This window comes from Streptomyces sp. NPDC054975 (genome assembly GCF_053609105.1).
The window spans coordinates 19064-40615 of the sequence record NZ_JBSGWV010000056.1 but is presented as its reverse complement, the minus strand read 5'-3'; the positions used below and the strand labels follow the sequence as shown (position 1 = coordinate 40615).

The window sequence follows — 21552 nt, the reverse complement described above, 5'->3', positions numbered from 1 at the left end:
GTGCACCCAAACGCACCGGCCGGTGGTGGGGGGGCGCGGTAGGAGCAGGGCCCCGGGGCCCGCGGTTCACCCCGCGGGGGGCGCCGGGGCCCTTCGGCCCGCTCCTTGACTCAGGGAGTCAGCGCGGGCTCCTTGTCGACGACCGGAAAGACCTCCGCCTCCGCGGCCTCGCCCTCAAGGTGCTGCTTCGGCTTCGCCGGCAGCGCGAACATCACCAGGAAGATCACGGCGAGCACGGCCACGGCCCACCCGAGCGCGTTCTGGAAGGCGTCCGTGAACGCCGCGCCGACCTCGGCCGGTGCCTTCGCGAGCCGCTCCTCGTCGATCACGCCGAAGAAGACGACCGAGACGAGTCCGAGTCCGAGCGCGTTGCCCATCTGGCCGGTCGTGTTGATGAGGCCCGAGGCCGAACCGGCGTGCTCGCGCGGCACGTCCGAGAGGACCGCGTCCGTCAGCGGGGCCACGATGAGGCCCATGCCCACACCCATGACGACGAGGGGGAGAAGCATCTGCCACGTGGTGATGGCGGTTCCGTACCGGCCGGCCTCCCACAGGTAGAGCAGCATGCCCGCGGCCATCGTCAGCGCGCCCGTCTGCAGCACCTTGCGACCGAAGCGCGGGACGAGCTTCTGCACCGACAGACCGGCCGCCGTCGAGACGGCGATCGAGAACGGCACGCCCGTCAGACCCGCCTTCAGCGGGCTCCAGCCGAGACCGACCTGCATGTACAGCGTCCAGACCAGGAAGAAGATGCCCATCACGACGCCGAAGGTCAGCTGGACCGCGATACCGGCCGCGAAGCTCTTCACCTTGAACAGCGCGAGCTCGACCAGCGGGGAGCCGTCCTTCTTCGTCTTGTACTTCTCGTACGCGACGAGCGCGGCGAAGACGAGGAGGCTGCCGGCCATGCACAGGTGGCCCCAGAGCGGCCAGTCCAGCTCACGGCCGCGCGTCAGCGGGTAGATCAGCATCAGCAGCGCCAGGGTCACGAGCAGGACGCCGACGATGTCGAGGCGGAGCGCCTTGGGCGCCTTCGACTCGGTGATGAACTTGCGGCCGAGGAGCAGGCCGGCGATGCCGACCGGCAGGTTGATGAGGAAGATCGGCCGCCACTCCAGACCCGCGATGTTCCACTGCGTGAGCAGGGCGCCGAGGAGCGGTCCGGAGACCGCGCCGAGGCCGATGATCGCGCCGAACATGCCGAAGACCTTGCCGCGCTCGTGGGCGGGGAAGGTGACGTGGATGATCGACAGGACCTGCGGCACCATCATGGCCGCGGCCGCGCCCTGGAGGAGGCGGGAGGCGACCAGCATCTCCGGGTTGGCGGCGAATCCGCAGAGCGCGGAGGCGACGGTGAAGCCGGCGGTCCCGAGGAGGAACAGCCGCTTGCGGCCGTAGATGTCGCCGAGGCGGCCACCGGTGATGAGGCCGGCGGCGAAGGCGAGGGCGTAACCGGCGGTGATCCACTGGATGGCACCGAAGGTGGCGCCGAGGTCCCGCTCGATGCTGGGGATCGCGATGTTGACGATCGTGGCGTCGACCAGGTCCATGAAGGCGGCGGTCATGACGATGGCGAGGGCTATCCAGCGCCTGCGGTCGGTGGCGGCCGCCTCCGTGACGGCGTCGTGTGAACTCATGTGAAGAAACGTAGAACCCATATAGGTCAGTGCATGTCCTAGATGCGACGCATGCTGGAACACATGACGGACACTCCGGCACGACTCCTGAATCTGCTCTCGCTGCTCCAGACGCCGCGCGAGTGGCCGGGCAGCGAGCTCGCCGAGCGGCTCTCGGTCTCCGCGCGGACGATCCGCCGGGACATCGACCGGCTGCGCGAGCTCGGCTACCCGGTGGAGGCGACGAAGGGCGCGGTGGGCGGGTACCGCCTGGTCGCGGGTACGGCCATGCCGCCGCTGCTCCTCGACGACGAGGAGGCGGTCGCGATCGCGGTGGGGCTGCGGGCGGGCGCCGGGCACGCGATCGAGGGCGTGGAGGAGGCGTCGGTGCGGGCGCTGGCCAAGCTGGAGCAGGTGCTGCCGTCGCGGCTGCGGCACCGGGTCTCCACGCTGCAGAACGCGACGATCCCGCTCACGCGCGGGGACGGGGCGACGGTCGCTCCCTCGACGCTGACGGCGCTCGCGGGCGCGGTGACGGGACAGGAGCGGCTGCGGTTCGGGTACCGGGCGGGGGACGGGACGGAGTCGCGGCGGCTCGTGGAGCCGTACCGGCTCGTGTCGACGGGGCGGCGGTGGTACCTCGTGGCGTACGACCTGGAGCGCGATGACTGGCGCACGTTCCGGGTGGACCGGGTGTCGGACCCGTTCGCGACGGGGTCGCGGTTCGCGCCGAGGGAACTGCCGGCGGGCGGGGCGGCCGAGTTCATGAACCGTTCGATGGCCCGTGCCCAGCCGGAACTGGACCTGGACGTCACCTTCGAGGCACCCGCCGACTTCGTGGCGGCCCGCCTCCCGTCCCACCTGACCCCGACGCCGACGGGCGCGGCGACCTGCCGGCTCCGCACGCGGACGGCGGACTCGACGGAGTGGCTGGCGATCCGACTGGCCCTGGTGGACGCGCCGTTCACGATCCACGGCCCGAACTCACTGCTCACGTACGTGCAGGACCTGGCGACCCGCCTGACAGCGGCGACGCCGTAGCGCTCCCGGGGTGGGCGCGGGGCCCCGCCCACAACGGGGCGGGGTCCGGTTCGTCGGCCGCTCTAGGCCACCGCGTCGAAGCCCGTGTCGCGGGCCATCTTCTTCAGTTCCAGGAGCGCGTGCTTCTCGATCTGGCGGATGCGCTCGCGCGTGAGGCCGTGTTCCTTGCCGACCTCCGTGAGCGTGCGCTCGCGGCCGTCCTCGATGCCGTACCGCATGCGGATGATCGAGGCCGTGCGGTGGTCGAGCTTGTCGATCAGGTCGTCGAGCTCCTCGCTGCGCAGCAGCGTCAGCACCGACTGCTCAGGCGACACCGCCGAGGTGTCCTCCAGGAGGTCGCCGAACTGCGTCTCGCCCTCGTCGTCCACCGACATGTTCAGCGAGACCGGGTCACGGGCCCAGTCGAGGACGTCCACGACCCGCTCGGGCGTCGAGCCCAGCTCCGTCGCGATCTCGGCCGGCTCCGGCTCCCGGCCGTTCTCCCGGTTGAACTCGCGCTGCACACGCCGGATCCGCCCGAGCTCCTCCACCAGGTGGACGGGCAGCCGGATCGTGCGCGACTGGTCGGCTATGGACCGCGTGATGGCCTGGCGGATCCACCACGTGGCGTACGTGGAGAACTTGAAGCCCTTGGCGTAGTCGAACTTCTCGACCGCGCGCACCAGGCCCGCGTTCCCTTCCTGGATCAGGTCGAGCAGCGGCAGGCCGCTGCGCGGATAGCGTCGCGCGACGGCGACGACGAGGCGCAGGTTCGACTTGATGAAGAGGTCCTTGGCACGCTCGCCCGCTTCGTACAGCGCTTCGAGCTCCTCGCGGGAGGCGCCTCCCGCCTCGCTCTCGACCTCGCCGTCCAGGATCTGCCGGGCGTACACGCCGGCCTCGATCGTCTGGGAGAGCTCGACCTCCTTGGCGGCGTCGAGCAGGGGCGTGCGCGCGATCTCGTCGAGGTACATGCCGACCAGGTCGCGGTCGGCGATCTCCCCACCCACGGCGCGAACGCTGCTTGCCCGGCTGCCACTACCGCTACCGCTGGTGGCGGAGGACTGACGACGGGCGACGGCACGGGTTGCCATGCGTGCTCCCTTGCTGAGTAGGTCGCGACACCTTTCGGGTGCCCTGCATCCGACGGAAACAACGACTGGAATCAGGACAGAATTCCCACCGGGCACATCGATTTTCGCGATCATGCAGTACCCTGTGCCGCCATCGAGGGGGTCCCATGGCATCCACACGCACAGAGGTGCAGGTCAGGCCAGGCACGGAGGGTGACCTGGCGCCGCTCACAGAGCTGTACAACCACTACGTCCGCGAGACGAGCGTCACCTTCGACACCGAGCCTTTCACTCCGGAGCAGCGACGTCCCTGGCTCCGCTCCTACCCTGAAGACGGCCCACATCGCCTGATGGTTGCCAGCGATGTCCGTAATGAGACGAACGGACGAATTCTCGGGTATGCGACAAGCAGCGCGTTCCGCGTGAAGGCCGCGTACGCCACCTCCGTCGAGGTCAGCGTGTACCTCTCCCCCGACGCCGCCGGGCGCGGCATCGGCACCCTCCTCTACGAGCGGCTCTTCGAGGCTCTCGCCGACGAGGACGTCCACCGCGCCTACGCCGGGATCGCCCTGCCGAACGAGCCCTCGATCCGCCTCCACACCCGCTTCGGCTTCCGGCACGTCGGTACGTACGGGGAGGTCGGGCGGAAGTTCGGCCGGTACTGGGACGTGGCCTGGTACGAGAAGCGGCTCGGCCCCCGGAACTAGGACGGGGCCTAGGTCCGCCGACCGTTACGGACGGGGCACGACCGGCCTACCGTCACGTCCATGACCGAGACCTCCGGCACCGCCCCGACCCACCCCGACTCCCTCGACACCCCCGGCTCCCCGGACACCTCCGGCACGCTCGACGAAGCGCTCCAGCGCCTCCACGCCAGCGGCCCCGAGCGGAAGGGCTGGCTCAGCAACCATGCCCCCATGGCCGTCGAGGCGCTCGTGCGCCACGGCCAGGCACCCACCGTGCACCGCTGGCTCGATCACTACCGGGCCAAGCTGGAGGACATGCCGGCGCCCCACTCCCCGGTCACCGCCACCACCTGGCGCGAGGCGCTCGGCGACCCGGCCCGGATCGCCGACTGGGCCCGGTTCTTCGAGCGGGAGACGGCCGAGCGGCCCTGGCACGAGGTGCTCGCCGAGTGGTGGCCGCGTCTGCTCCCCGGAATCGCCGGCGGGGCGACCCACCCCGTGATCCGCACCGGCCACGCCGTCCGCACCCTGCTGACGACCGAGGAGACGGAGCCGCGCCGTGCGGAGCTGGCCCACGCGCTCGGCTACTGGGCCGCCCGCGCCCAGCCGCTGCCCGCGCTCGCCGCGCTCGCTCCGGCGCCCAGCGCGGCCGCCGCGCTCGACGCCGTACCGCCCGTGCCCGAGCAGGACGGCGGGATCCGCCCCCGGCTCGCGCAGCTGACCGCGTTCCCGCAGTGGGGCGCCACCGCCGACCCCGACACCGCGCACGCCCTGCTCACCGAGCTGGTCACGGCCGCGACCCACCGCTACGCCACGCACGGACACGGCGAGCCGGTCATGCTGGTCCACGCGGCGACCGCGCCCAACGCCGTCCTGCGCACCCTCCCCGCACTCCCGCGCGAGCTGTGGCCGGCGAGCCTCGCGGCCGCCTGGGCCGCCTCCGCCGCCGTGACCGCCGCCTACACGCCGCGCGAGGCGGAGCGCCACCGGGCCACGAGCCTCACCGCCGAGGAGGTCTTCGAGCGGGCCGCGGCCCACGGCGACGACCACACGATCAAGTTCGCCGACACCGCGCTCGACGTCGGCGACGCGAGGGCGCTGGCCGCCGCCGTCCGGGCGATCGACCTCAACACCCCTGTCTTCTGAACCGTCTTCCGGGCCCCGGCCCCGCTCAGCCGAACTGGACCGAGCGCTTCGCGAGACCCATCCAGAAGCCGTCGATCACGCTCCGTCCGCCGTCCAGGTCACCGGCCGCGTCCGCCGCGCCCAGCGTGACGAAGAGCGGTGCGAAGTGCTCCGTACGCGGATGGGCGAGGCGCCCGGCCGGGGACTTGTGCGTGAAGTCCAGGAGCGCGTCGACGTCCCTCGCCTCCAGCGCGTGGCGCCCCCAGTCGTCGAACTCCGCCGACCAGCCGGGTACCCCGCCCCCGGTGTGCCGCAGCGCGGCCAGGTTGTGGGTGAAGAAGCCGCTGCCGACGATCAGGACGCCCTCGTCGCGCAGCGGCGCGAGCCGGCGGCCGATCTCCATCAGCTTGCGGGGGTCGAGCGTGGGCAGGGAGACCTGGAGCACGGGAATGTCGGCGTCCGGGAACATCTCCACCAGCGGGACGTACGCGCCGTGGTCGAGCCCCCGGTCAGGGATGTCCTGCACCGGCGTGCCCGGCCCGTGCAGCAGCTTACGGACCGAGGCGGCGAGCCCGGGCGCGCCCGGGGCCGCGTACCGCACCCGGTAGTAGTGCTCGGGGAAGCCCCAGAAGTCGTACACCAGCGGCACGGTCTCGGTCGCGCCGAGCGCGAACGGGGCCTCCTCCCAGTGGGCGGAGACCATCAGGATCGCCCGGGGCCTGGGCAACTCGGCGGACCAGGCGGCGAGCTCGCCGGGCCAGACCGGGTCGTCGGCGAGCGGAGGGGCGCCGTGCGAGAGATAGAGGGCGGGCATCCGTTCCAGCGTGGCGTCCATGGTGACGACCGCCTCCCGAAGTTCCTTGAAGTTTCAAGATTGACCGACAGTCCGATCGTAAGCCCATATAGTTCAACTTTCAAGGACGAGTCGTACGATGGACCACATGACCACCGCACCTGAGGAAGCGCCTCGCTGGCTCAGCGACGAGGAACAGTGCGTCTGGCGCGCGTACCGCCACGCCACCACCCTCCTCGAGGACCATCTCGACCGCCAGTTGCAGCGCGACGCCGGGATGCCGCACATCTACTACGGCCTGCTCGTCCAGCTCTCCCAGGCGCCCCGGCGGCGGCTGCGGATGACCGAGCTGGCCAAGGACGCCAAGATCACCCGCTCCCGGCTCTCGCACGCCGTCGCGCGCCTGGAGAAGAACGGCTGGGTGACCCGCGAGGACTGCCCCTCCGACAAGCGCGGCCAGTTCGCGCACCTCACGGACGAGGGCTTCGAGGTGCTGCGGCGGACCGCTCCCGGCCATGTCGCCGCCGTACGGCAGGCCATGTTCGACCGGCTCAGCCCCGAGCAGGTGGCCCAGCTCGGCGAGATCATGAAGGTGATGGCGGAGGGCCTCCAGCCGAGCGGCCCGGACGCGGACCTGCCCTGGCTCCGCTGAGCGGAACCAGGGCAGGAGGGCGGTGCGCGTGTCGGATCAGTGCGCGATGACGGGGATCTTCACCTCGTCCTCGACGCCCTCGCCCGAGCCCGAACCGGCGACCGGGCCGGTCTCCGGCTTCCCGGTGTTGATGAAGGTGACGGCGATCGCGGCCGCGACGACCAGGATGCCGACGGCCCACCAGATGGCCGCCGCGTAACCCTCGACCATGCCCTGGAGCTGGAGCAGCTTCTGGGCGCCCTGGGTGGTGGCGCCGGCCGCGTGGTCGGCGATGTACGCGGTGGTCGCCGAGGCGGCGATCGTGTTCAGCAGGGCCGTGCCGATGGCGCCGCCGACCTGCTGCGAGGTGTTGACCATCGCGGAGGCCACACCGGCGTCCCGCGGGTCGACGCCGTGCGTGGCGAGCGACATGGCCGGCATGAACGCCGTACCCATGCCGAGGCCGAGGAGCAGCTGCGCGGGCAGGATCAGACCCGCGTACGAGGTGCCGATCTCCAGCTGCGTGAGCAGCAGCATGCCGACGCCGGCGGTGAGGAAGCCCGGGCCCATGAGCCAGCGCGGGGGCACGCGCATCATCAGCCGCGTACCGATCTGGGTCGAGCCGACGATCATGCCCGCGATCATCGGGAGGAAGGCGAAGCCCGTCTTGACCGGCGAGTACCCCTTCACGACCTGGAGGTAGTACGTCAGGAAGAGGAACAGGCCGAACATCGCGATGATGGCCAGACCCAGCGAGAGGTACACACCGCCGCGGTTGCGCTCGGTCAGGACGCGCAGGGGCAGCAGCGGCGACTTGACCTTCGCCTCGGTCAGGACGAAGGCGGCGAGGAGCACCGCGGAGGCGACGAACATGCCGATCGTCGTGGCGTCCGACCAGCCCTCGGACTCGGCGCGGGTGAAGCCGTAGACCAGGGCGACCAGGCCGAGGGTGGAGAGGACCACGCCCGGGATGTCGAGCGGCGAACGGTTGCGTCCCTCGGCCGGCTCACGGATGACCAGGTACGCGCCCACGGCGGCGACGATCGCGAAGGGGATGTTGACGTAGAAGGTCCAGCGCCAGTCCAGGTACTCGGTGAGGAATCCGCCGAGGATCAGACCGACGGCGCCACCGCCACCGGCGATCGCACCGTAGATGCCGAAGGCCTTGGCGCGCTCCTTGGCGTCGGTGAACATCACCGCGAGCAGCGAGAGCGCGGCGGGCGCGAGCAGCGCGCCGAAGGCGCCCTGGAGCGCGCGGGCGCCCAGCATCATGGCCTCGCCGGTCGCGGCACCGCCGAGCGCGGAGGCGGCGGCGAAGCCGATCAGGCCGACGACGAAGGTGCGCTTACGGCCCCACAGGTCGGCTATGCGGCCGCCGAAGAGCAGCAGACCACCGAAGGCGAGGGCGTAGGCGGTGATGACCCACTGCCGGTTGCCGTCCGAGATCCCCAGGTCCTGCTGGGCGGAGGGCAGCGCGATGTTCACGATCGTCGCGTCGAGCACGACCATCAGCTGGGCGAGGGCGATGAAGACCAGCGCTTTCCAGCGCCGGGGATCTGTTTCGGACATGGGGGTAGCCACCTCGTGGTGCTAAGAAGGAAAAAGGGATGTAAGTGGGTGGGTCCGTAAGGGGAGTTACGGACGCGTGCGTGTGGTCACGGGACGGTCAGCTCGGGAGTCACGACTCGTCGGAGTCACCCCGCAGATCCTCCAGAGTGGCGGCCGAGCCGGGCAGCACGGAGCGCGCGGGCGCTTCGAGACCGTCCAGGAACAGCTGCAGATGACGGTGGACGAAACGGTCCATGTTCAGGCAGGCGGTGCCCGGGAGCGGGCGGGTCAGCTGGGAGACGGCCACGATCAGGTCCCCGACGCCGACGTCGGCGCGGAGCCTGCCCGAGCCGTGCGCGCGGTCGACGAGACCTTGGACGGCCGCCTCCAACCGCTCGCGCTCGGCGTGCAGTTCGGGGTGGTTCTTGTCGAAGGCGCCGTCGAGGATCGGGCACAGGGCGCCGATGCGTTCGTCGGCGGCGGCGTGGGTGAAGCGGCGCAGCGCCTCGAAGGTGTCGGCCTCACCGGCGTCGACGGCCGCGGCCGCCTCCAGCGCCAGGTCCGTGGTGCGGGAGGTGACGGAGAGGACGACCTCGTGGACGAGGTCACCGCGCTCGGGGAAGTTCCGGTAGAGCGTGGCGTTGCCGACGCCCGCGCGGCGCGCGATCTCGTCGAGCGGCACCTGCGGGCCGAACTCGACGAACATCTCACGGGCCGCGGTGACGATCCGCTCGCGGTTGCGCAGGGCGTCCGCCCGGGGGCGGGCTACGCGGCGAACGGGCGCGATGTCGGCTTCGGCGGTCACCACGGCCTCCTTCGGATGGTCATCGGATGGCGATCCGGGGACCGAGTCCCCACTTCGTCGAACACAGGCGTAAACGGGGAAGAAGTCCCCGGTTATTTCCCGGCGTGAATGTGACCTGCGTCACCTATGCGGGTGCGCGCGAAATACCCACGATCGGGCCACCCGACGCGCGCCCGAGGAGCTCTCGACACAGGCTGATCGAACAGCAGCGCTGATCACAGGCTGACCGCCGATCAAAGGCTGACCAGAGAGGCGACCGCATGCAGCAGACCCGCCGACGCATACGCAGACCCGTCGTCCTCGCCGCGGCGGGCGCCCTCGCGCTCGCCGCCCTCGCCTCGGCCAGCACCACCCTCCCCGGCCCGGCACCGGCCTCGGCAGGCCCGGTGGCCACCGCTTCCGGCGAGGCCACGGCGCTCGGCCCGTGCAGGATCGCGACGACGATGGGTGTGCAGATGTCGGAGGGGATGCCCACGGCCCCCGGGTACGCCCGCTCCACCGGCCGCGTCAGGGCCCTCAACCTGATGGTCGACTTCCCCGACGCCCCGGGGGACGGCACGGCGCTCGACCGGTACGGCGAGTTCTTCCCGAAGACCACCAAGTGGTTCACCACCAGCTCCTACGGGCGCCTGCACTACCACCCGGAGGCCCCGATACCCGACTGGCTGCGCATGCCGCGGCCGTTCTCCTCGTACGGGATAGAGCGCGGCTCACCGTACGAACCGGGGTACCGCGGTCTCGTCGAGGACATCGTGAAGACCGCCGACCAGAAGGTGGACTTCAGCGCGTACGACCTGGTCAACATCCTGATCACCCCGAACGCCGGGCCCTCGGCGCTGGACACCGTCCTGTCGGTCACCTTCTCCGGGAACGACGAGGCGCCGTACGCGGACGGCGTCCCGCTCTCCAACACGTCCTTCGTCTACAGCCGCCAGGACGACGGCTCGGGGACGTACGCCGAGACCGGCTACCGCGTGCTGCCGCACGAGAACGGCCATGTCTTCGGCCTGCCCGACCTCTACACCGTGGACGGCGGGGGCACGGTCGGGCACTGGGACATCATGTCCGAGGACTGGGGGGCCAACAACGACCTGCTCGGATGGCACAAGTGGAAGCTGGGCTGGCTCGACAACAGCCAGGTCCGCTGCGCCTCCACGCCCGGGGCGCACGACTACACGCTGACTCCGCTGGCGAAGGCGGGCGGCCCCAAGCTCGCGTTCGCACCGCTCTCCGAGACGTCGGGATACGCGGTCGAGGTCCGCACCCGCGACGGCAACGACGAGGCGGTGTGCGAGCCGGGCGTCCTGATCTACCGGGTCGAGTCGGACGTCGACACGGGCCACGGCCCGGTGACGGTCTCGGACAGCGACAAGGACAGCGGCGGCTGCACGCGCCGCCCGAACGTCCACGCGGAGCTGTCGGACGCGCCGTACCGGCCGGGCGAGACCTTCACCGACCGGGCGAACGGCATCCGGATCACGGTCCTCTCCGAGGCCGCCGCGGCCGGCTCCTACCGCGTACGGATCACCCGCGGCTGAGCTCGCTCGGCTCGTCCGGCAGACCGATCCCGCCCCGCAGGCTCAGCTCGTCCCGCAGCTCCCGCTTGAGGATCTTCCCCGTGGCGTTCCGGGGCAGCGCGGTGTCCCGCACGAGGACATGCTCGGGCACCTTGAACGCGGCGAGCCGGCCGCCGACGTGGCGCTTGAGCTCCTCGACGGTGGCGCCCGCGCCCTCGCGGACGCGCACGACGGCGGCGACCTCCTCCCCGAGGACGGGGTGCGGCACGCCGAGGACGGCGACGTCGAGGACGTCGGGGTGGTCGTGCAGGACGGCCTCGACCTCCACGCAGTACACGTTCTCGCCGCCGCGGATCACCATGTCCTTGAGCCGGTCGACGATCGTGACGCGCCCGTCGCTGACGCGGGCGAGGTCACCGGTGCGGAACCATCCGTCGTCGGTGAAGGCGGCGCGGGTGGCGGCTTCGTCGCCCCAGTACCCGCGCACGAGGGACTGCCCGCGCAACAGCAGCTCCCCCACGCCGTCGGCGTCGGGCCGGTCGACGCGGACCTCGGTGACCGGGGTGGGCCGGCCGACGCTGCGCGGATGGGCGCGGTACTCGGCGCCGAAGTTGGCGAAGACACCGCCGCAGGTCTCGGTGAGGCCGTAGCCGTTGCGGGGCTCGACGCGCTCGCCGAAGGCGGCGGTGAGCCGGGCGACGAGCCCGGGCGGCGCGGCGGCTCCGCCGGTGTTGAGCATGACGAGGCTCTCCAGCGGATCGCCGGTCCGCTCGGCGAGGTCGAGCAGCTGGAGGGCGGTGGTGGGGACCCCGGAGTAGTGGGTGACGCGGTGGAGCCGGATCAGCTCCAGGGCCCTGCCCGCGTCCCACCTCCGCATGAGGACGAGAGTCCCGCCGGCCGCCATGACCGTGTAGAACGAGGTGAAGGCGGCCACGTGGAAGAACGGGAACGTGGTGAGCGAGACGGGCGCGGGCCCCTGGCCGGGGACGGTGCCGCGCCCGAGGGAGGAGGCGGCGGCGTAGTACCGCGGGTTCATCGCGGCCCCGGCCTGCGCGAGGTGGGTGGCGACGGCGCCCTTGGGGCGGCCGGTGGTGCCGGAGGTGTAGATGAGGGTGGCGTCGTGCTCGGGCAGGACGTCGACGGGCGGCGGGCCGAGGAGACCGTCGGTGTCACGTACGTACGCCTGGAAGCCGTCCCCGGCCTCCCCGTGGAAGACGATCCCGGGCACATGGTTCCGCCGCGCCCAGTCGCGCATACGCTCCTTGCGCTCCCCGTCGACGAGGAGGACGCGGGGCGTGCAGTCGTCGAGGGCGTACGCGCACTCCTCCTCGGTCCACCAGGCGTTGAGGGGCACGGCGACGAGGCCGGCGAGCTGGGCGGCCCAGAAGGCGATCTGCCACTCGGGGTGGTTCCGCATGGCGACGACGGCCCGGTCACCGGGGCGCAGCCCGTACTGGCCGACGAGGCTCCGCGCCAGACCGCAGGCGGCGTCGAAGAACTCCCGGTAGCTGAGCACCCCGTCCTCGGAGACGAGGAACGGCCGGTCGCCGTACGCCCAGGTGGCCTCGACGAACTCGCGCAGCGTGCGGGGGCCCTCGACGTACACCCCGTCCTCGACGGCGAAGGGCGCGCCGGGCGCGGCCAGCCGGGCGGCGACTGCCTCCGCCGTCTCTCCTACGCCCACGATCGACCCTCTTCAAGCGCTTGCTCAGTCCGTCGGCCGACGCTATGCCCGCCCTTGCGGGGCGTCAAGCAGGGCCTGTGCGAACGCGGGCAGGCTGCGCCGCACCCAGGCGGAGAAGGGAGCGGCGGGGCGGCCGAGGACCTTCTCCACGTCGGAGCTGACCCGCTGCTCGGACGGCAGCGGCTTCCCCAGGATGTCCAGCGTCCCGTGCGCCACGTCCTCGCCCATGAACGGCGACATGCGGGCGAAGGCCGCCTCGCGGGTCAGCTCCACGAACGTGATCGGCTCACCGAGCGCGTCGGCCAGGACGTCGGCCTGCTCGCGCGGGGTGAGGGCGACCGGGCCCGTCAGCTCGTGGATCAGGCCGGAGTGGCCCTCCTCGCGCAGCGCCGCCGCGGCGACGGCCGCGATGTCGGCCGGGTCGACGACCGGCAGCGCGACGTCACCGAACGGGGCCATGACCGTACGGTCGGAGCGGACCGTCTCGGCCCAGGCCAAGGCGTTGGAGGCGAAGCCGCCGGGGCGCAGGATCGTCCATGCGAGACCGGAGGCGCGGACGGCCGCCTCGAACTCCCGCAGCCGGCCGTGCGAGGCCGCGTGGGGGCGGGTCGCGGTGATCTGCGAGGAGAGCAGGACGACTTTGCGGACACCTTCCTCCTGGGCGACGGTCAGCAGGGTCTCGGCGCTCTCGCCGGGGCCGAGCAGCTCGCCGGCCGGGAGGACGAACAGGGCCTCGGCACCGCGCAGCGCGTCCCGCAGGCTCTCGGCGCGCCCCAGGTCGGCCTGCACGGAGCGGGCGCCCTCGGGCAGGTCGGCTTGCGGACGGCGCGACACGGCGGTGACCTCGGCGCCGGCGGCGGCCAGGGTGGCGACCAGCGGACGGCCGACGTTTCCGGTGGCTCCGGTGACAACAATCATGAACAGCCTCCTACGGCAGGGGAGTTGGTGAACGACAGGGCCATCGAAGAGGGGCGGAAGCGGTCAACTTCCGTTCCCCGTGGCGACGTTCAGGAAGTTAGCATCCTCGGTAAAGTAGGTACCTAGAGGAAAGTGACTACCCGAAGGGTTCCCATGGACAGCAGCACCGCCACGACGGCCTGCCCCATATCCCCGGTGCTCGACATCGTCTTCAGCCGCTGGACGACGCCGATCCTGTGGACGCTCCACGCCTTCGGGCGCCAGCGTTTCGTGGTGCTGCACCGCAACATCGGCACGATCACCGCCAAGGTGCTGACGCAGCGGCTGCGCCAGATGGAGCGGGACGGCCTTGTCGTGCGCACGTACTACCCGGAGGTTCCCCCGAGGGTCGAGTACGAGATCAGCGAGCTGGGCCTGAGCCTCGCCCCGCTCTTCGCCCACCTCGCCGACTGGTCGGCCGAGAACCTGCCGCGCGTCGAGCGGGCGCGGCAGGAGTTCGACGCCGGCAGCGCCCAGGAGGTGCCGTCAGGATGACGCTCCATAGCGGCTGACGATCCTGGCGGCGCGGTTGTGCAGGGTGGTACGCAGTTCCTGCGGGGCCAGGACCTCCGCGTGCGTGGCGTGCTGCCACAGGGCCCACTCGGCGTGCCACGCGTCCTGGAAGATCACGCTCAGCCGCAGCCAGCCGTCCGCGTCGGACTCCTCCGCGCATACGGCCAGCACGGTGCCCACCAGGTGCTCCCGCCGCGCCGGGTCCACCCGTACCAGCACGGCGACCTGGTCGCCTCCGGTCCGGAACCGCGCGTGGCGTTCCTGCCAGGCCCGGTCCAGGTCGACCGTGTCCGGTCGCTGCGCGGGTTCGTCGAGCGCCTCTGCGGCCAGCACCCGGGACAGTCGGTACGTCCGGTCCGCGCCCGCCCTCGTGGCAAGCAGGTAGCCCTGCTCCCGTACGGTGACCAGGCCGATCGGGTCCACCGTGCGCCACTTCGGGGTCTGGCCCACCGCCGCGTACCGGATGCGCAGCTTGTGTCCGGCGAACACCGCGCGCCGTACCTCGGCCACGACGGAGTCGGGCACCTCGTCCGCGGCCACGCGGCGTGCGAGGAGGTCGGTCTCCGGGTCGATGAGTAAGCGCCGCGCCGCGCCGGCCGCGGTGTCCCGAAGGTCTTCGGGCAGCGCGTCGACCACCTTGAGGATGGCCGAGGCGAGCGCCGAGCCGAGGCCGAACAACTGTGCACCGCGCCGCGATCCGGCGACCAGCAGGGCGAGCGCCTCGTCGTGATTCAGTCCGGTGAGCGCCGTCTGGAAATCGGGCAACAACGCGAAACCGCCGTGCCGGCCGCGTTCGGCATAGACCGGGACACCGGCCGCCGAGAGCGCCTCTATGTCGCGCAGCACCGTACGGGTGGAAACTTCGAGCTCACGGGCCAAGGTGTCCGCGGTCATCCGTCCGCGCTGGCGCAGGAGAAGCACCAAGGAAACCAGCCGGTCGGCGCGCATATGAAAACGCTAGCAAAATACATGACCAAGGGTGTCATGTATTGGTGGAAGGCTCCTTCACGCGGTCAAAGCTTGGCGGTTGCCGAGCCGTTGGACGCACGGACTGTCGGTGAAGCGAATGGAGCTAGTGCCACTATGGAACGCAATGCGGTCAACCCGGTGTCGTGGTCGGTGGAGATGGGCTTCAACCAGGGTGAGGTCGTCTCCGGGCACTCGCGCACCCTGTACATCTCGGGCCAGACCGCGATGAGCAGCGAAGGCAAGCCCGAGCACGACGGTGACATGGCGGCGCAGCTGGCGCTGAGCATCGACAACATCGAGGCCGTCCTCGCCGAGGCCGGCATGACCCTCGCCAACCTCGTCCGCCTCAACGTCTACACGACCGACGTCGACCTGCTCTTCCAGCACTACGGCGTGCTCGCGGGACGCCTGGGCGCCGCCCAGGTCGCGCCGACCACCACGATGCTCGGGGTGACGCGCCTGGCGATCCCCGGCCAGATGGTCGAGCTCGAGGGCACCGCCGTCGCGTGATGTGATCGCGTCCCCTCCGCTGCTCGTGCCCGCCGAACCGGCACGAGCAGCGGGCAGGTCGCGCTCGACTTCTCGCCGGAATCCGGCCGCTATTCGCCGCGGACGGCACGGCGGAGCTTCGTGAGCCGCTCGTGCAGGACGCGTTCCCCGCCGTGTTGGGTGGGGCGGTAGTAGTCCTTTCCCACGAGTTCGTCCGGCGGGTACTGCTGCTCCAGGACTCCGTCGGAGTCCTTGTGGGGGTAGCGGTAACCGATCGCGTTGCCCAGCTCCCTGGCCCCCGCGTAGCGGCCGTACCGCAGGTGGGCGGGGATCTCGCCGACGGCGCCCGCCCGGACGTCGGCCATCGCCTCGTCGATCCCGACGATCACCGTGTTCGACTTCGGCGCCATCGCCAGATGCACGGTGGCCTGCGCCAGGGCGAGACGGGCCTCGGGCATTCCGACCAGCTGGACCGTCTGCGCCGCCGCGACGGCGGCCTGCAGCGCCGTGGGGTCGGCAAGCCCGACGTCCTCACTGGCGTGCACCACAAGGCGCCGCGCGACGAACCGCGGGTCCTCCCCGGCCACGAGCATCCGGGCCAGGTAGTGCAGCGCGGCGTCGGGGTCCGAACCGCGGATCGACTTGATGAACGCGCTGATGACGTCGTAGTGCTGATCGCCCTGCCGGTCGTAGCGGACGGTCGTCTCGGCGACGGCCCGCTCCACGGCCGGTACGTCGATCACCGTGCCGCCGGTGTCGGTCACCCCGTCGGCGCTCGCCTCCAGCGCGGTCAGCGCGCTCCGGGCGTCGCCGGCCGCGAGGCGCACCAGGGCGTCCTCGGCCTCGGGGGACATCGAGACCGCACCGTCGAGGCCGCGCGCGTCCTTCACCGCCCGCCGCAGCAGCTCGCGGACCTCGTCCTCGTCCAGCGACCGGAGCTGCAGCACCAACAGCCGGGAGAGCAGCGGCGACACCACCGAGAACGACGGGTTCTCCGTGGTGGCGGCGACCAGCAGCACGAGCCGGTCCTCGACCGCCCCGAGCAGGGCGTCCTGCTGGGTCTTGGAGAAGCGGTGCACCTCGTCGATGAAGAGCACGGTCTGCCGGTTCTGACGGTCTCGGCGCCGGCGCGCGTCGTTCATCACGTCGCGCAGTTCCTTGACCCCGCTGGACAGCGCCGAGAGGGCGACGAAGTGCCGGGTGGCGACGGTGGCGAGCAGGCGCGCGAGCGTGGTCTTCCCCGTGCCGGGCGGGCCGTGGAGCAGCACCGACGCCGCCTCGCCCCCTTCCGCCAGCCGCCGCAGCGGCGCGCCGGGGCGCAGCAGGTGCGCCTGGCCGACGACCTCGGCGAGCGTACGCGGCCGCATCCGCACCGCCAGCGGCGCGTCGGCCCACGTCACGGGCTCGGCGGGCGGGGTGCCGTCGGGCGGGGTGTCGTCGGGCGGGGTGTCGTCGGGGGTCGGTAACGCGAACAGCCCGTCGTCCTCGGCAGCCATCACTCCACCCTTCCCTGGGCACGGAGCACACGTGGGTCACGCATATGTGCTCGGCGACTACGCGTACATGGTTCCGCGGGCGATGACCACGGCCGACCCCGCCACCTGGACCGCGTCGATCCGTTCCGGCGTCCCCATGGCCCGCGCGCGCATCGTCGAAGGACGGCCGATCTCGACGCCCTGGAGGATCTCGATCCACTCTCCGAAGGCGATCAGGCCGTGCCGGGCCAAGTGTACGGCGAGCGCCCCCGCGGCGGAGCCGGTTGCCGCGTCCTCCACCACGCCGTAGGCGGGCGAGAACATCCGCAGTCTCCATCGAGTGCCCGATCCCGCGAAGCAGTTGGCGGCCATGTCGGGCAGCCGCGCGAGGATCCGCTGGTCCGGCTCCACGGCGGAGAGCGCGGCCACGCCGTCCAGGCCGACGAACACGTGCCGCGGCCCGTTGCGGTAGACCTCGACCGGCAGGGTGCTGCCGGTGGCCGCCAGGTCGAGCCCGGCGAGCAGCTCCTCCGCGCGGTCGTAGGGCTCCCATGTCGGGACGGGCTGCCACATGCCGGCCGCGCCGGCCCGGCCGTCGTCGTCACGCTCGAGTTCGAACGCCACGGTGCCCATGGCGGTCTCCATCCGGAGCTCCTTCGCCGGGTTCAACTCACCGAGCACGATGGCCGTACCGAGCGTCGGATGTCCGGCGAACGGCAGCTCGTTCACCGGGGTGAAGATCCGGACCCGCACGTCGCCGTCGTCCTCCGCGGGGAGGACGAAGACGGTCTCCGACAGGTGCATCTCCTGCGCGATCCGCTGCATGCGCTCGGCGGAAAGGCCCGAGGAGTCCAGAAAGACCGCGGTCGGGTTTCCTTCCAGCGGGACATCGGTGAAGACGTCGGCCACCACGTACTCGTACGTACCCATGGGTTCCGTTCTCCCGTCAGTGGGTGTCGAACAGGGCCTGGTAGCGAGCGACCGCCTCTTCCGTGGCCGCGCGCTCGACGGGCGTCGGGTGGAAGGGATCCGCGGCCGGGGGCAGGGCGCCGAGCTTGAGCAGCGCGGCCATGAGGAGCATGCGCGCCTTCGTGGCCGTGAGGTTGTTGCCCGAGATGAACGCCGGGTCGGTCCGGTACGCCATGCCTCCGGTGTTGCCGCGGCCCGTGCGGACCACCGGCATGCCGGCGAAGAGGGCGACGCTCAGCGCCGCGTTCCTCGTCGGGTCGGCCATCCCGAACGGCGACATGCCCTCACAGACGAATCCGGCCAGGGGCGCGTGGGCGAGGTTCGCGTCGATCCGGGCGAGGATCTCGACCTCCTCGTCGGCGGGGGGCGGGCCGTCGGCGCCGGCGCCCGTCGCCGCGTACCGGCTGTACTTGGTGATCGACACGTGCGGCATGGCTGCGGGTACGAGTCCGTCGGCGTCCTTCGTCGCGACGTCGACCACGGACACGCCCGTGTCCAGGGCCCCGGCGACGCCGGGCACCCGGTCGGGGAGCACGGTGAGCCGTAGCTCCGAGCGGTGGGTGTGCCGGCGGGCGGGGAGGTAGGTGAGCTGCGGGGGCCCGTAGCCACCGAGGTCGGCGACGACTCCCCCGTGCCCGCCGGTGACCTCGTAACCGCCCGGCCGGGCGTCGACCTTGGTCACGTCCCGGGCCGCGTAGACGAGTTCGTCGACGATCACGCAGGCACCGACGCGGTCCTCGCCCCGTTCGTCCAGGGCGACACGCGAGGCGATGAACTTCACCCCGTCCACCACGTTGCGGTCGCCGTCCGCGCTCAGGGACTGGTGGCGGCGTTGAGCCGCGTGTCCGACGAGCGGCACCGTCGTGTCGACCATCAGCCCGAGCCAGTACAGGGTCTCGTCGACGGTCGGGCTCCCCTCCAGCCACTGGACGCCTGTGTACTCGCCCGTGGCGAGGACGGCCTGGACCTGGTTGGTCGCCTGGGCGAGGTTCCCCAGGCCGGGCTCGCTCTGCAGGTGGTAGGGGTAGTAGACGAAGAAGTCCTGCCCGAGGCGCTCGGCCTCGGGGCCCGTGGTGTACCCGCCCGACGGGGCGGCGCGGAAGAAGTCGAAGTCGGCGATCGACCCCAGGTCGACGGGGGTCCCGTGGTCGGCGAGGCCGAACCGCTCGATCTCCTCGTACAGACGGCGGGCGTCGGGGTAGAACGTCTGCCGAGCCGCTCCCGGTGGCGCGAAGGGCGCCGTCGAGGTCTCCTCCCAGGCCGATCCGTCCGCCTGTCTGCCCATGTAGGGAAGGGGATAGAGGCCGTCGGCGGGATCGAGTTCGACGACGTACACCGCTGTGGCGTCGTCGAAGGGCTGCTCCTGGTGGAAGGTGCCGTCCTTGTCGAGCCAGCCGTCCGGCGGGGCGTACAGCCCGGCCGCGTCCCGTTCGAGCGGGTGCGCGCTGAACGCCTCGACGTACAGCGTCACGGGCGCCGCGAGCCGCTGAGGACGCAGGACGTCGAAGCGGGAGGGGCGCAGCGGCAGACCGTGCCGTACGCGCGCCTTGTTCGAGGTGACCAGGTCCGGTGTGTTCAGAACCGTCGCCGTCGGCCCGGCGAACACCGCTATCCGCGGTCGTGGCGCGCCGCCCGGAGGATTGGCCGCCCCCGTCACAGCGGCCGCAGGTGTTCGACCGTGAGCGGGTGCTCCTCGGCGAGCCGCTGGGCGACCAGCGACCGGTGGCAGGCCTCGGGGTCGGTCTCCACGCAGAACAGCGCCGCGATCCCGCTGCTCGGCAGCGCCGCCACGATCGGATCGAGGTCGGCGGGTTCGAGGATCTCGGCGGTGTAGCGGCGGGTGTACTCGGCGGCCAGCTCGCGGCGGGAGCGTTTGCCGACCCCCTGACGGTCGTCCTCGGCGTACTGGAGGTGACGCAGCTCGGTGGTCGGGGCGAGCTCGCGATGGTGCTCGTAGGCGATCTGGGCCTCGGCGAGGGCCGCCTGCAGCCGCAGTGAGTTCGCCCAGGCGTAGTCCGGACCGCGGACACCGCGGCGCTGACGTACGTCGATCAGCAGACGCACGTCCGCCTGGTGGAGTCGTTTCAGGAAGGAATCGCCGTCGAAACCGTAGACGCCGATCGTTGCCAACGTGAGCACCGAAGATCTCCTGTTCGCGCTGTCGCTCCCGGTCGGATTCACTGCGTACCCCTCAATCGTGCGGCGGGGTGCGGGGCGCCGCGATCAGGGCCGTCGTCTCCATGGGCAGCTCCGCGGTCCCGGCGACGTCGAGGCCGGCCCGGTTCAGCAGCCGAGTGATCCTGTCGAGGGTGCGGTGTTCGCCGCCCGTCGTCACCAGGAGGTGCAGATCCCACAGGGCGGGCAGCACCGTGGGGTTCTCGTCCTCGACGAAACGATCGAGGACCAGCAGCCGGGCCGAGGAGTCCGCCATGGCGCGGCGGCAGTTCTCGAAGACGCCGACGACCGCCTCGTCGTCCCAGCCGGCGAGGACGCGGCAGAGGATGTAGACGTCCCCGCCCGCCGGGACGTCCTTGAACATGTCGCCGCCCACCAGCTCGACGCGGTCCAGGCCGACGGTGGCGGCCAGGTGCTCCCGCGCCTTGGGCACCATGTGCTCGCGGTCGAAGAGCGTGCCTCGGGCATCGGGTGTGGCGCCCAGTATCGTGGCGAGCAGGTGCCCGCCTCCTCCGCCGACGTCCACGACCCTCCTGCCGCCGGAGAAGTCGAAGACCTCGGGCACCTGGTGGAAGAACATGCTCGCGGCGTTCATGGTGGCCTGGAAGCGCCGGGCGGTGGCCGCGTCCTGACCGAGGTAGTCGTAGAACGACTCGCCGTACGCCACCTCGAACCCCGAGCTCTCCGTGCTGATGGCGTGGTGGGCGTGGCCCCACGCGGAGTAGAACTCCTCGCCGTACAGCAGGCACATGTCCCGCAGGGACTGAGGGCCGTCGAGCAGTGCGGCACTCACCCGCGTGCCGCGGTAGCCGGTGGACTCGGTGCCCTGGAAGACGCCCATGGCCACCAGGAGGCGCATCAGGCGGAGGATGCCCTGTTCGTTCGCCCCGGTCGCCTTGGCGAGTTCGGCGGCGGAGTCCCGGCCGGCCTCTATGTGGTCGGGCAGGCCGAGTTTGACCGCGGTGTAGAGCGCCTGCGCCCGCCATCCACCGGTGATGATGTCGACCACGTCTCGCGTGGCCTGCACGTCGGCTGTCATGGAGACCTCATCCCTCAAGGCGATCAGGCCTGCTGCCGACGGATGTTGAACATCCAGGTGATCCCGAACCTGTCCACGAGCGTGCCGGCCTCGTCTCCCCAGATCTGCTTCTTGAGAGGCATCGTCACGGTGCCGCCGGCGGACAGCTTCTCGAAGTACTCGCGCAGACGGGCGTCGTCGCCGCCGAGGTAGAGCGCGACGTTGGTGCCCGGGTTGAAGGGCACCCGTTCGGGGACGTCCCACGCCATCACCGTGAAGCCGTCCGCGGTGCTGAGGGTGGCGTGCATGATCTTGTCGGCGTCGGGCATCTCGGTCGAGCCGAAGTCGCCGAACGTGCCCAGCTCCAGCTTGCCGCCGAGGACGTCGTGGTAGAACTCCATCGCCTGGCGTGCGTCTCCGTCGAAGGCGATGTACGGGTTGAGCTGAGATCCCACCTGATGCTCCTTGCTGTCCGTGCGAACGACGTGA

The 21552-nt window shown here is 71.3% G+C and carries 21 protein-coding genes; 7 read left to right on the top strand and 14 right to left on the bottom strand.

Translation table 11 applies throughout. The features are described from left to right. Window positions 1–110 precede the first annotated feature (110 nt). Window positions 111–1637, bottom strand: a complete 1527-nt coding sequence (locus ACWF79_RS30395; RefSeq protein ID WP_453731384.1) for an MFS transporter — start codon at window positions 1635–1637, stop codon at window positions 111–113. Window positions 1638–1700: 63 nt separating this feature from the next. Here ACWF79_RS30395 and ACWF79_RS30390 point away from each other — a divergent pair, with 63 nt between their 5' ends. Beyond that, window positions 1701–2657: a helix-turn-helix transcriptional regulator gene (locus ACWF79_RS30390; protein ID WP_453731383.1), complete on the top strand. Its 957-nt coding sequence runs from the start codon at window positions 1701–1703 to the stop codon at window positions 2655–2657. 62 nt (window positions 2658–2719) lie between these two features. Here ACWF79_RS30390 and ACWF79_RS30385 read toward each other — a convergent pair whose 3' ends face one another. Next, entirely contained in the window at window positions 2720–3730 is a 1011-nt protein-coding gene (locus ACWF79_RS30385) for a sigma-70 family RNA polymerase sigma factor (protein WP_453731382.1), read from the bottom strand. Between the two features lie 146 nt (window positions 3731–3876). Here ACWF79_RS30385 and ACWF79_RS30380 point away from each other — a divergent pair, with 146 nt between their 5' ends. Together ACWF79_RS30380 and ACWF79_RS30375 are read left to right on the top strand one after the other, a co-directional pair. Further along, window positions 3877–4416, top strand: coding sequence for an N-acetyltransferase family protein (locus tag ACWF79_RS30380; protein ID WP_453731381.1), 540 nt, complete (start codon window positions 3877–3879; stop codon window positions 4414–4416). 60 nt (window positions 4417–4476) lie between these two features. After that, window positions 4477–5541 carry a questin oxidase family protein gene (locus ACWF79_RS30375; RefSeq protein WP_453731380.1) on the top strand — a complete coding sequence of 355 codons (1065 nt, stop codon included), beginning with the start codon at window positions 4477–4479 and terminating at the stop codon, window positions 5539–5541. 25 nt (window positions 5542–5566) lie between these two features. Here the strand turns inward: ACWF79_RS30375 and ACWF79_RS30370 are convergent, their stop codons facing one another. After that, window positions 5567–6355 carry a dioxygenase family protein gene (locus ACWF79_RS30370; protein ID WP_453731379.1) on the bottom strand — a complete coding sequence of 263 codons (789 nt, stop codon included), beginning with the start codon at window positions 6353–6355 and terminating at the stop codon, window positions 5567–5569. A gap of 97 nt (window positions 6356–6452) precedes the next feature. On the opposite strand from ACWF79_RS30370, the gene ACWF79_RS30365 reads away from it, so the two are divergent. After that, on the top strand, window positions 6453–6965 hold the full coding sequence (locus tag ACWF79_RS30365; protein WP_453731378.1) for a MarR family winged helix-turn-helix transcriptional regulator: 513 nt from the start codon (window positions 6453–6455) through the stop codon (window positions 6963–6965). Between the two features lie 36 nt (window positions 6966–7001). Here the strand turns inward: ACWF79_RS30365 and ACWF79_RS30360 are convergent, their stop codons facing one another. Then, on the bottom strand, window positions 7002–8513 hold the full coding sequence (locus ACWF79_RS30360; RefSeq protein WP_453731377.1) for an MFS transporter: 1512 nt from the start codon (window positions 8511–8513) through the stop codon (window positions 7002–7004). 109 nt (window positions 8514–8622) lie between these two features. Beyond that, window positions 8623–9297: a TetR/AcrR family transcriptional regulator gene (locus ACWF79_RS30355; RefSeq protein WP_453731376.1), complete on the bottom strand. Its 675-nt coding sequence runs from the start codon at window positions 9295–9297 to the stop codon at window positions 8623–8625. 260 nt (window positions 9298–9557) lie between these two features. Between ACWF79_RS30355 and ACWF79_RS30350 the strand changes: the two genes are divergently transcribed. Next, window positions 9558–10835, top strand: a complete 1278-nt coding sequence (locus tag ACWF79_RS30350; RefSeq protein WP_453731375.1) for a M6 family metalloprotease domain-containing protein — start codon at window positions 9558–9560, stop codon at window positions 10833–10835. Here ACWF79_RS30350 and ACWF79_RS30345 read toward each other — a convergent pair. After that, the gene (locus ACWF79_RS30345) at window positions 10822–12498 is read right to left on the bottom strand and encodes a class I adenylate-forming enzyme family protein (RefSeq protein WP_453731374.1); all 1677 of its coding nucleotides are present in this window, start codon (window positions 12496–12498) and stop codon (window positions 10822–10824) included. The two genes, ACWF79_RS30350 and ACWF79_RS30345, sit on opposite strands and share 14 nt — an antisense overlap. A 42-nt stretch (window positions 12499–12540) precedes the next feature. Continuing rightward, complete coding sequence (locus tag ACWF79_RS30340) at window positions 12541–13416, bottom strand: NAD(P)H-binding protein (RefSeq protein WP_453731373.1); 876 nt, start codon at window positions 13414–13416, stop codon at window positions 12541–12543. A gap of 153 nt (window positions 13417–13569) precedes the next feature. On the opposite strand from ACWF79_RS30340, the gene ACWF79_RS30335 reads away from it, so the two are divergent. Then, a complete protein-coding gene (locus ACWF79_RS30335; protein ID WP_453731372.1) occupies window positions 13570–13950 on the top strand; it encodes a winged helix-turn-helix transcriptional regulator in 381 nt (126 codons plus the stop codon). Here the strand turns inward: ACWF79_RS30335 and ACWF79_RS30330 are convergent. Further along, the gene (locus tag ACWF79_RS30330; RefSeq protein WP_453731371.1) at window positions 13942–14916 is read right to left on the bottom strand and encodes a helix-turn-helix transcriptional regulator; all 975 of its coding nucleotides are present in this window, start codon (window positions 14914–14916) and stop codon (window positions 13942–13944) included. The two genes, ACWF79_RS30335 and ACWF79_RS30330, sit on opposite strands and share 9 nt — an antisense overlap. A 135-nt stretch (window positions 14917–15051) precedes the next feature. Between ACWF79_RS30330 and ACWF79_RS30325 the strand changes: the two genes are divergently transcribed. Next, window positions 15052–15447, top strand: a complete 396-nt coding sequence (locus ACWF79_RS30325; RefSeq protein WP_453731370.1) for a RidA family protein — start codon at window positions 15052–15054, stop codon at window positions 15445–15447. 89 nt (window positions 15448–15536) lie between these two features. Here ACWF79_RS30325 and ACWF79_RS30320 read toward each other — a convergent pair whose 3' ends face one another. The 6 genes from ACWF79_RS30320 to ACWF79_RS30295 are packed head-to-tail and all read right to left on the bottom strand — an operon-like array spanning window position 15537 to window position 21518. Beyond that, a complete protein-coding gene (locus ACWF79_RS30320) occupies window positions 15537–16922 on the bottom strand; it encodes a replication-associated recombination protein A (protein ID WP_453731369.1) in 1386 nt (461 codons plus the stop codon). Window positions 16923–16979: 57 nt separating this feature from the next. Further along, window positions 16980–17831 (bottom strand): PhzF family phenazine biosynthesis protein, encoded by an 852-nt coding sequence (locus ACWF79_RS30315; protein WP_453731368.1) that lies wholly within the window; start codon window positions 17829–17831, stop codon window positions 16980–16982. 16 nt (window positions 17832–17847) lie between these two features. Next, window positions 17848–19476 (bottom strand): asparaginase domain-containing protein, encoded by a 1629-nt coding sequence (locus tag ACWF79_RS30310; protein WP_453731367.1) that lies wholly within the window; start codon window positions 19474–19476, stop codon window positions 17848–17850. A gap of 47 nt (window positions 19477–19523) precedes the next feature. Then, window positions 19524–20009, bottom strand: coding sequence for a DUF488 family protein, N3 subclade (locus ACWF79_RS30305; protein ID WP_453731366.1), 486 nt, complete (start codon window positions 20007–20009; stop codon window positions 19524–19526). Window positions 20010–20061: 52 nt separating this feature from the next. Further along, entirely contained in the window at window positions 20062–21084 is a 1023-nt protein-coding gene (locus ACWF79_RS30300; RefSeq protein ID WP_453731365.1) for a methyltransferase, read from the bottom strand. A 23-nt stretch (window positions 21085–21107) separates the two neighbouring features. Next, entirely contained in the window at window positions 21108–21518 is a 411-nt protein-coding gene (locus ACWF79_RS30295; RefSeq protein ID WP_453731364.1) for a VOC family protein, read from the bottom strand. Window positions 21519–21552: the final 34 nt, after the last annotated feature.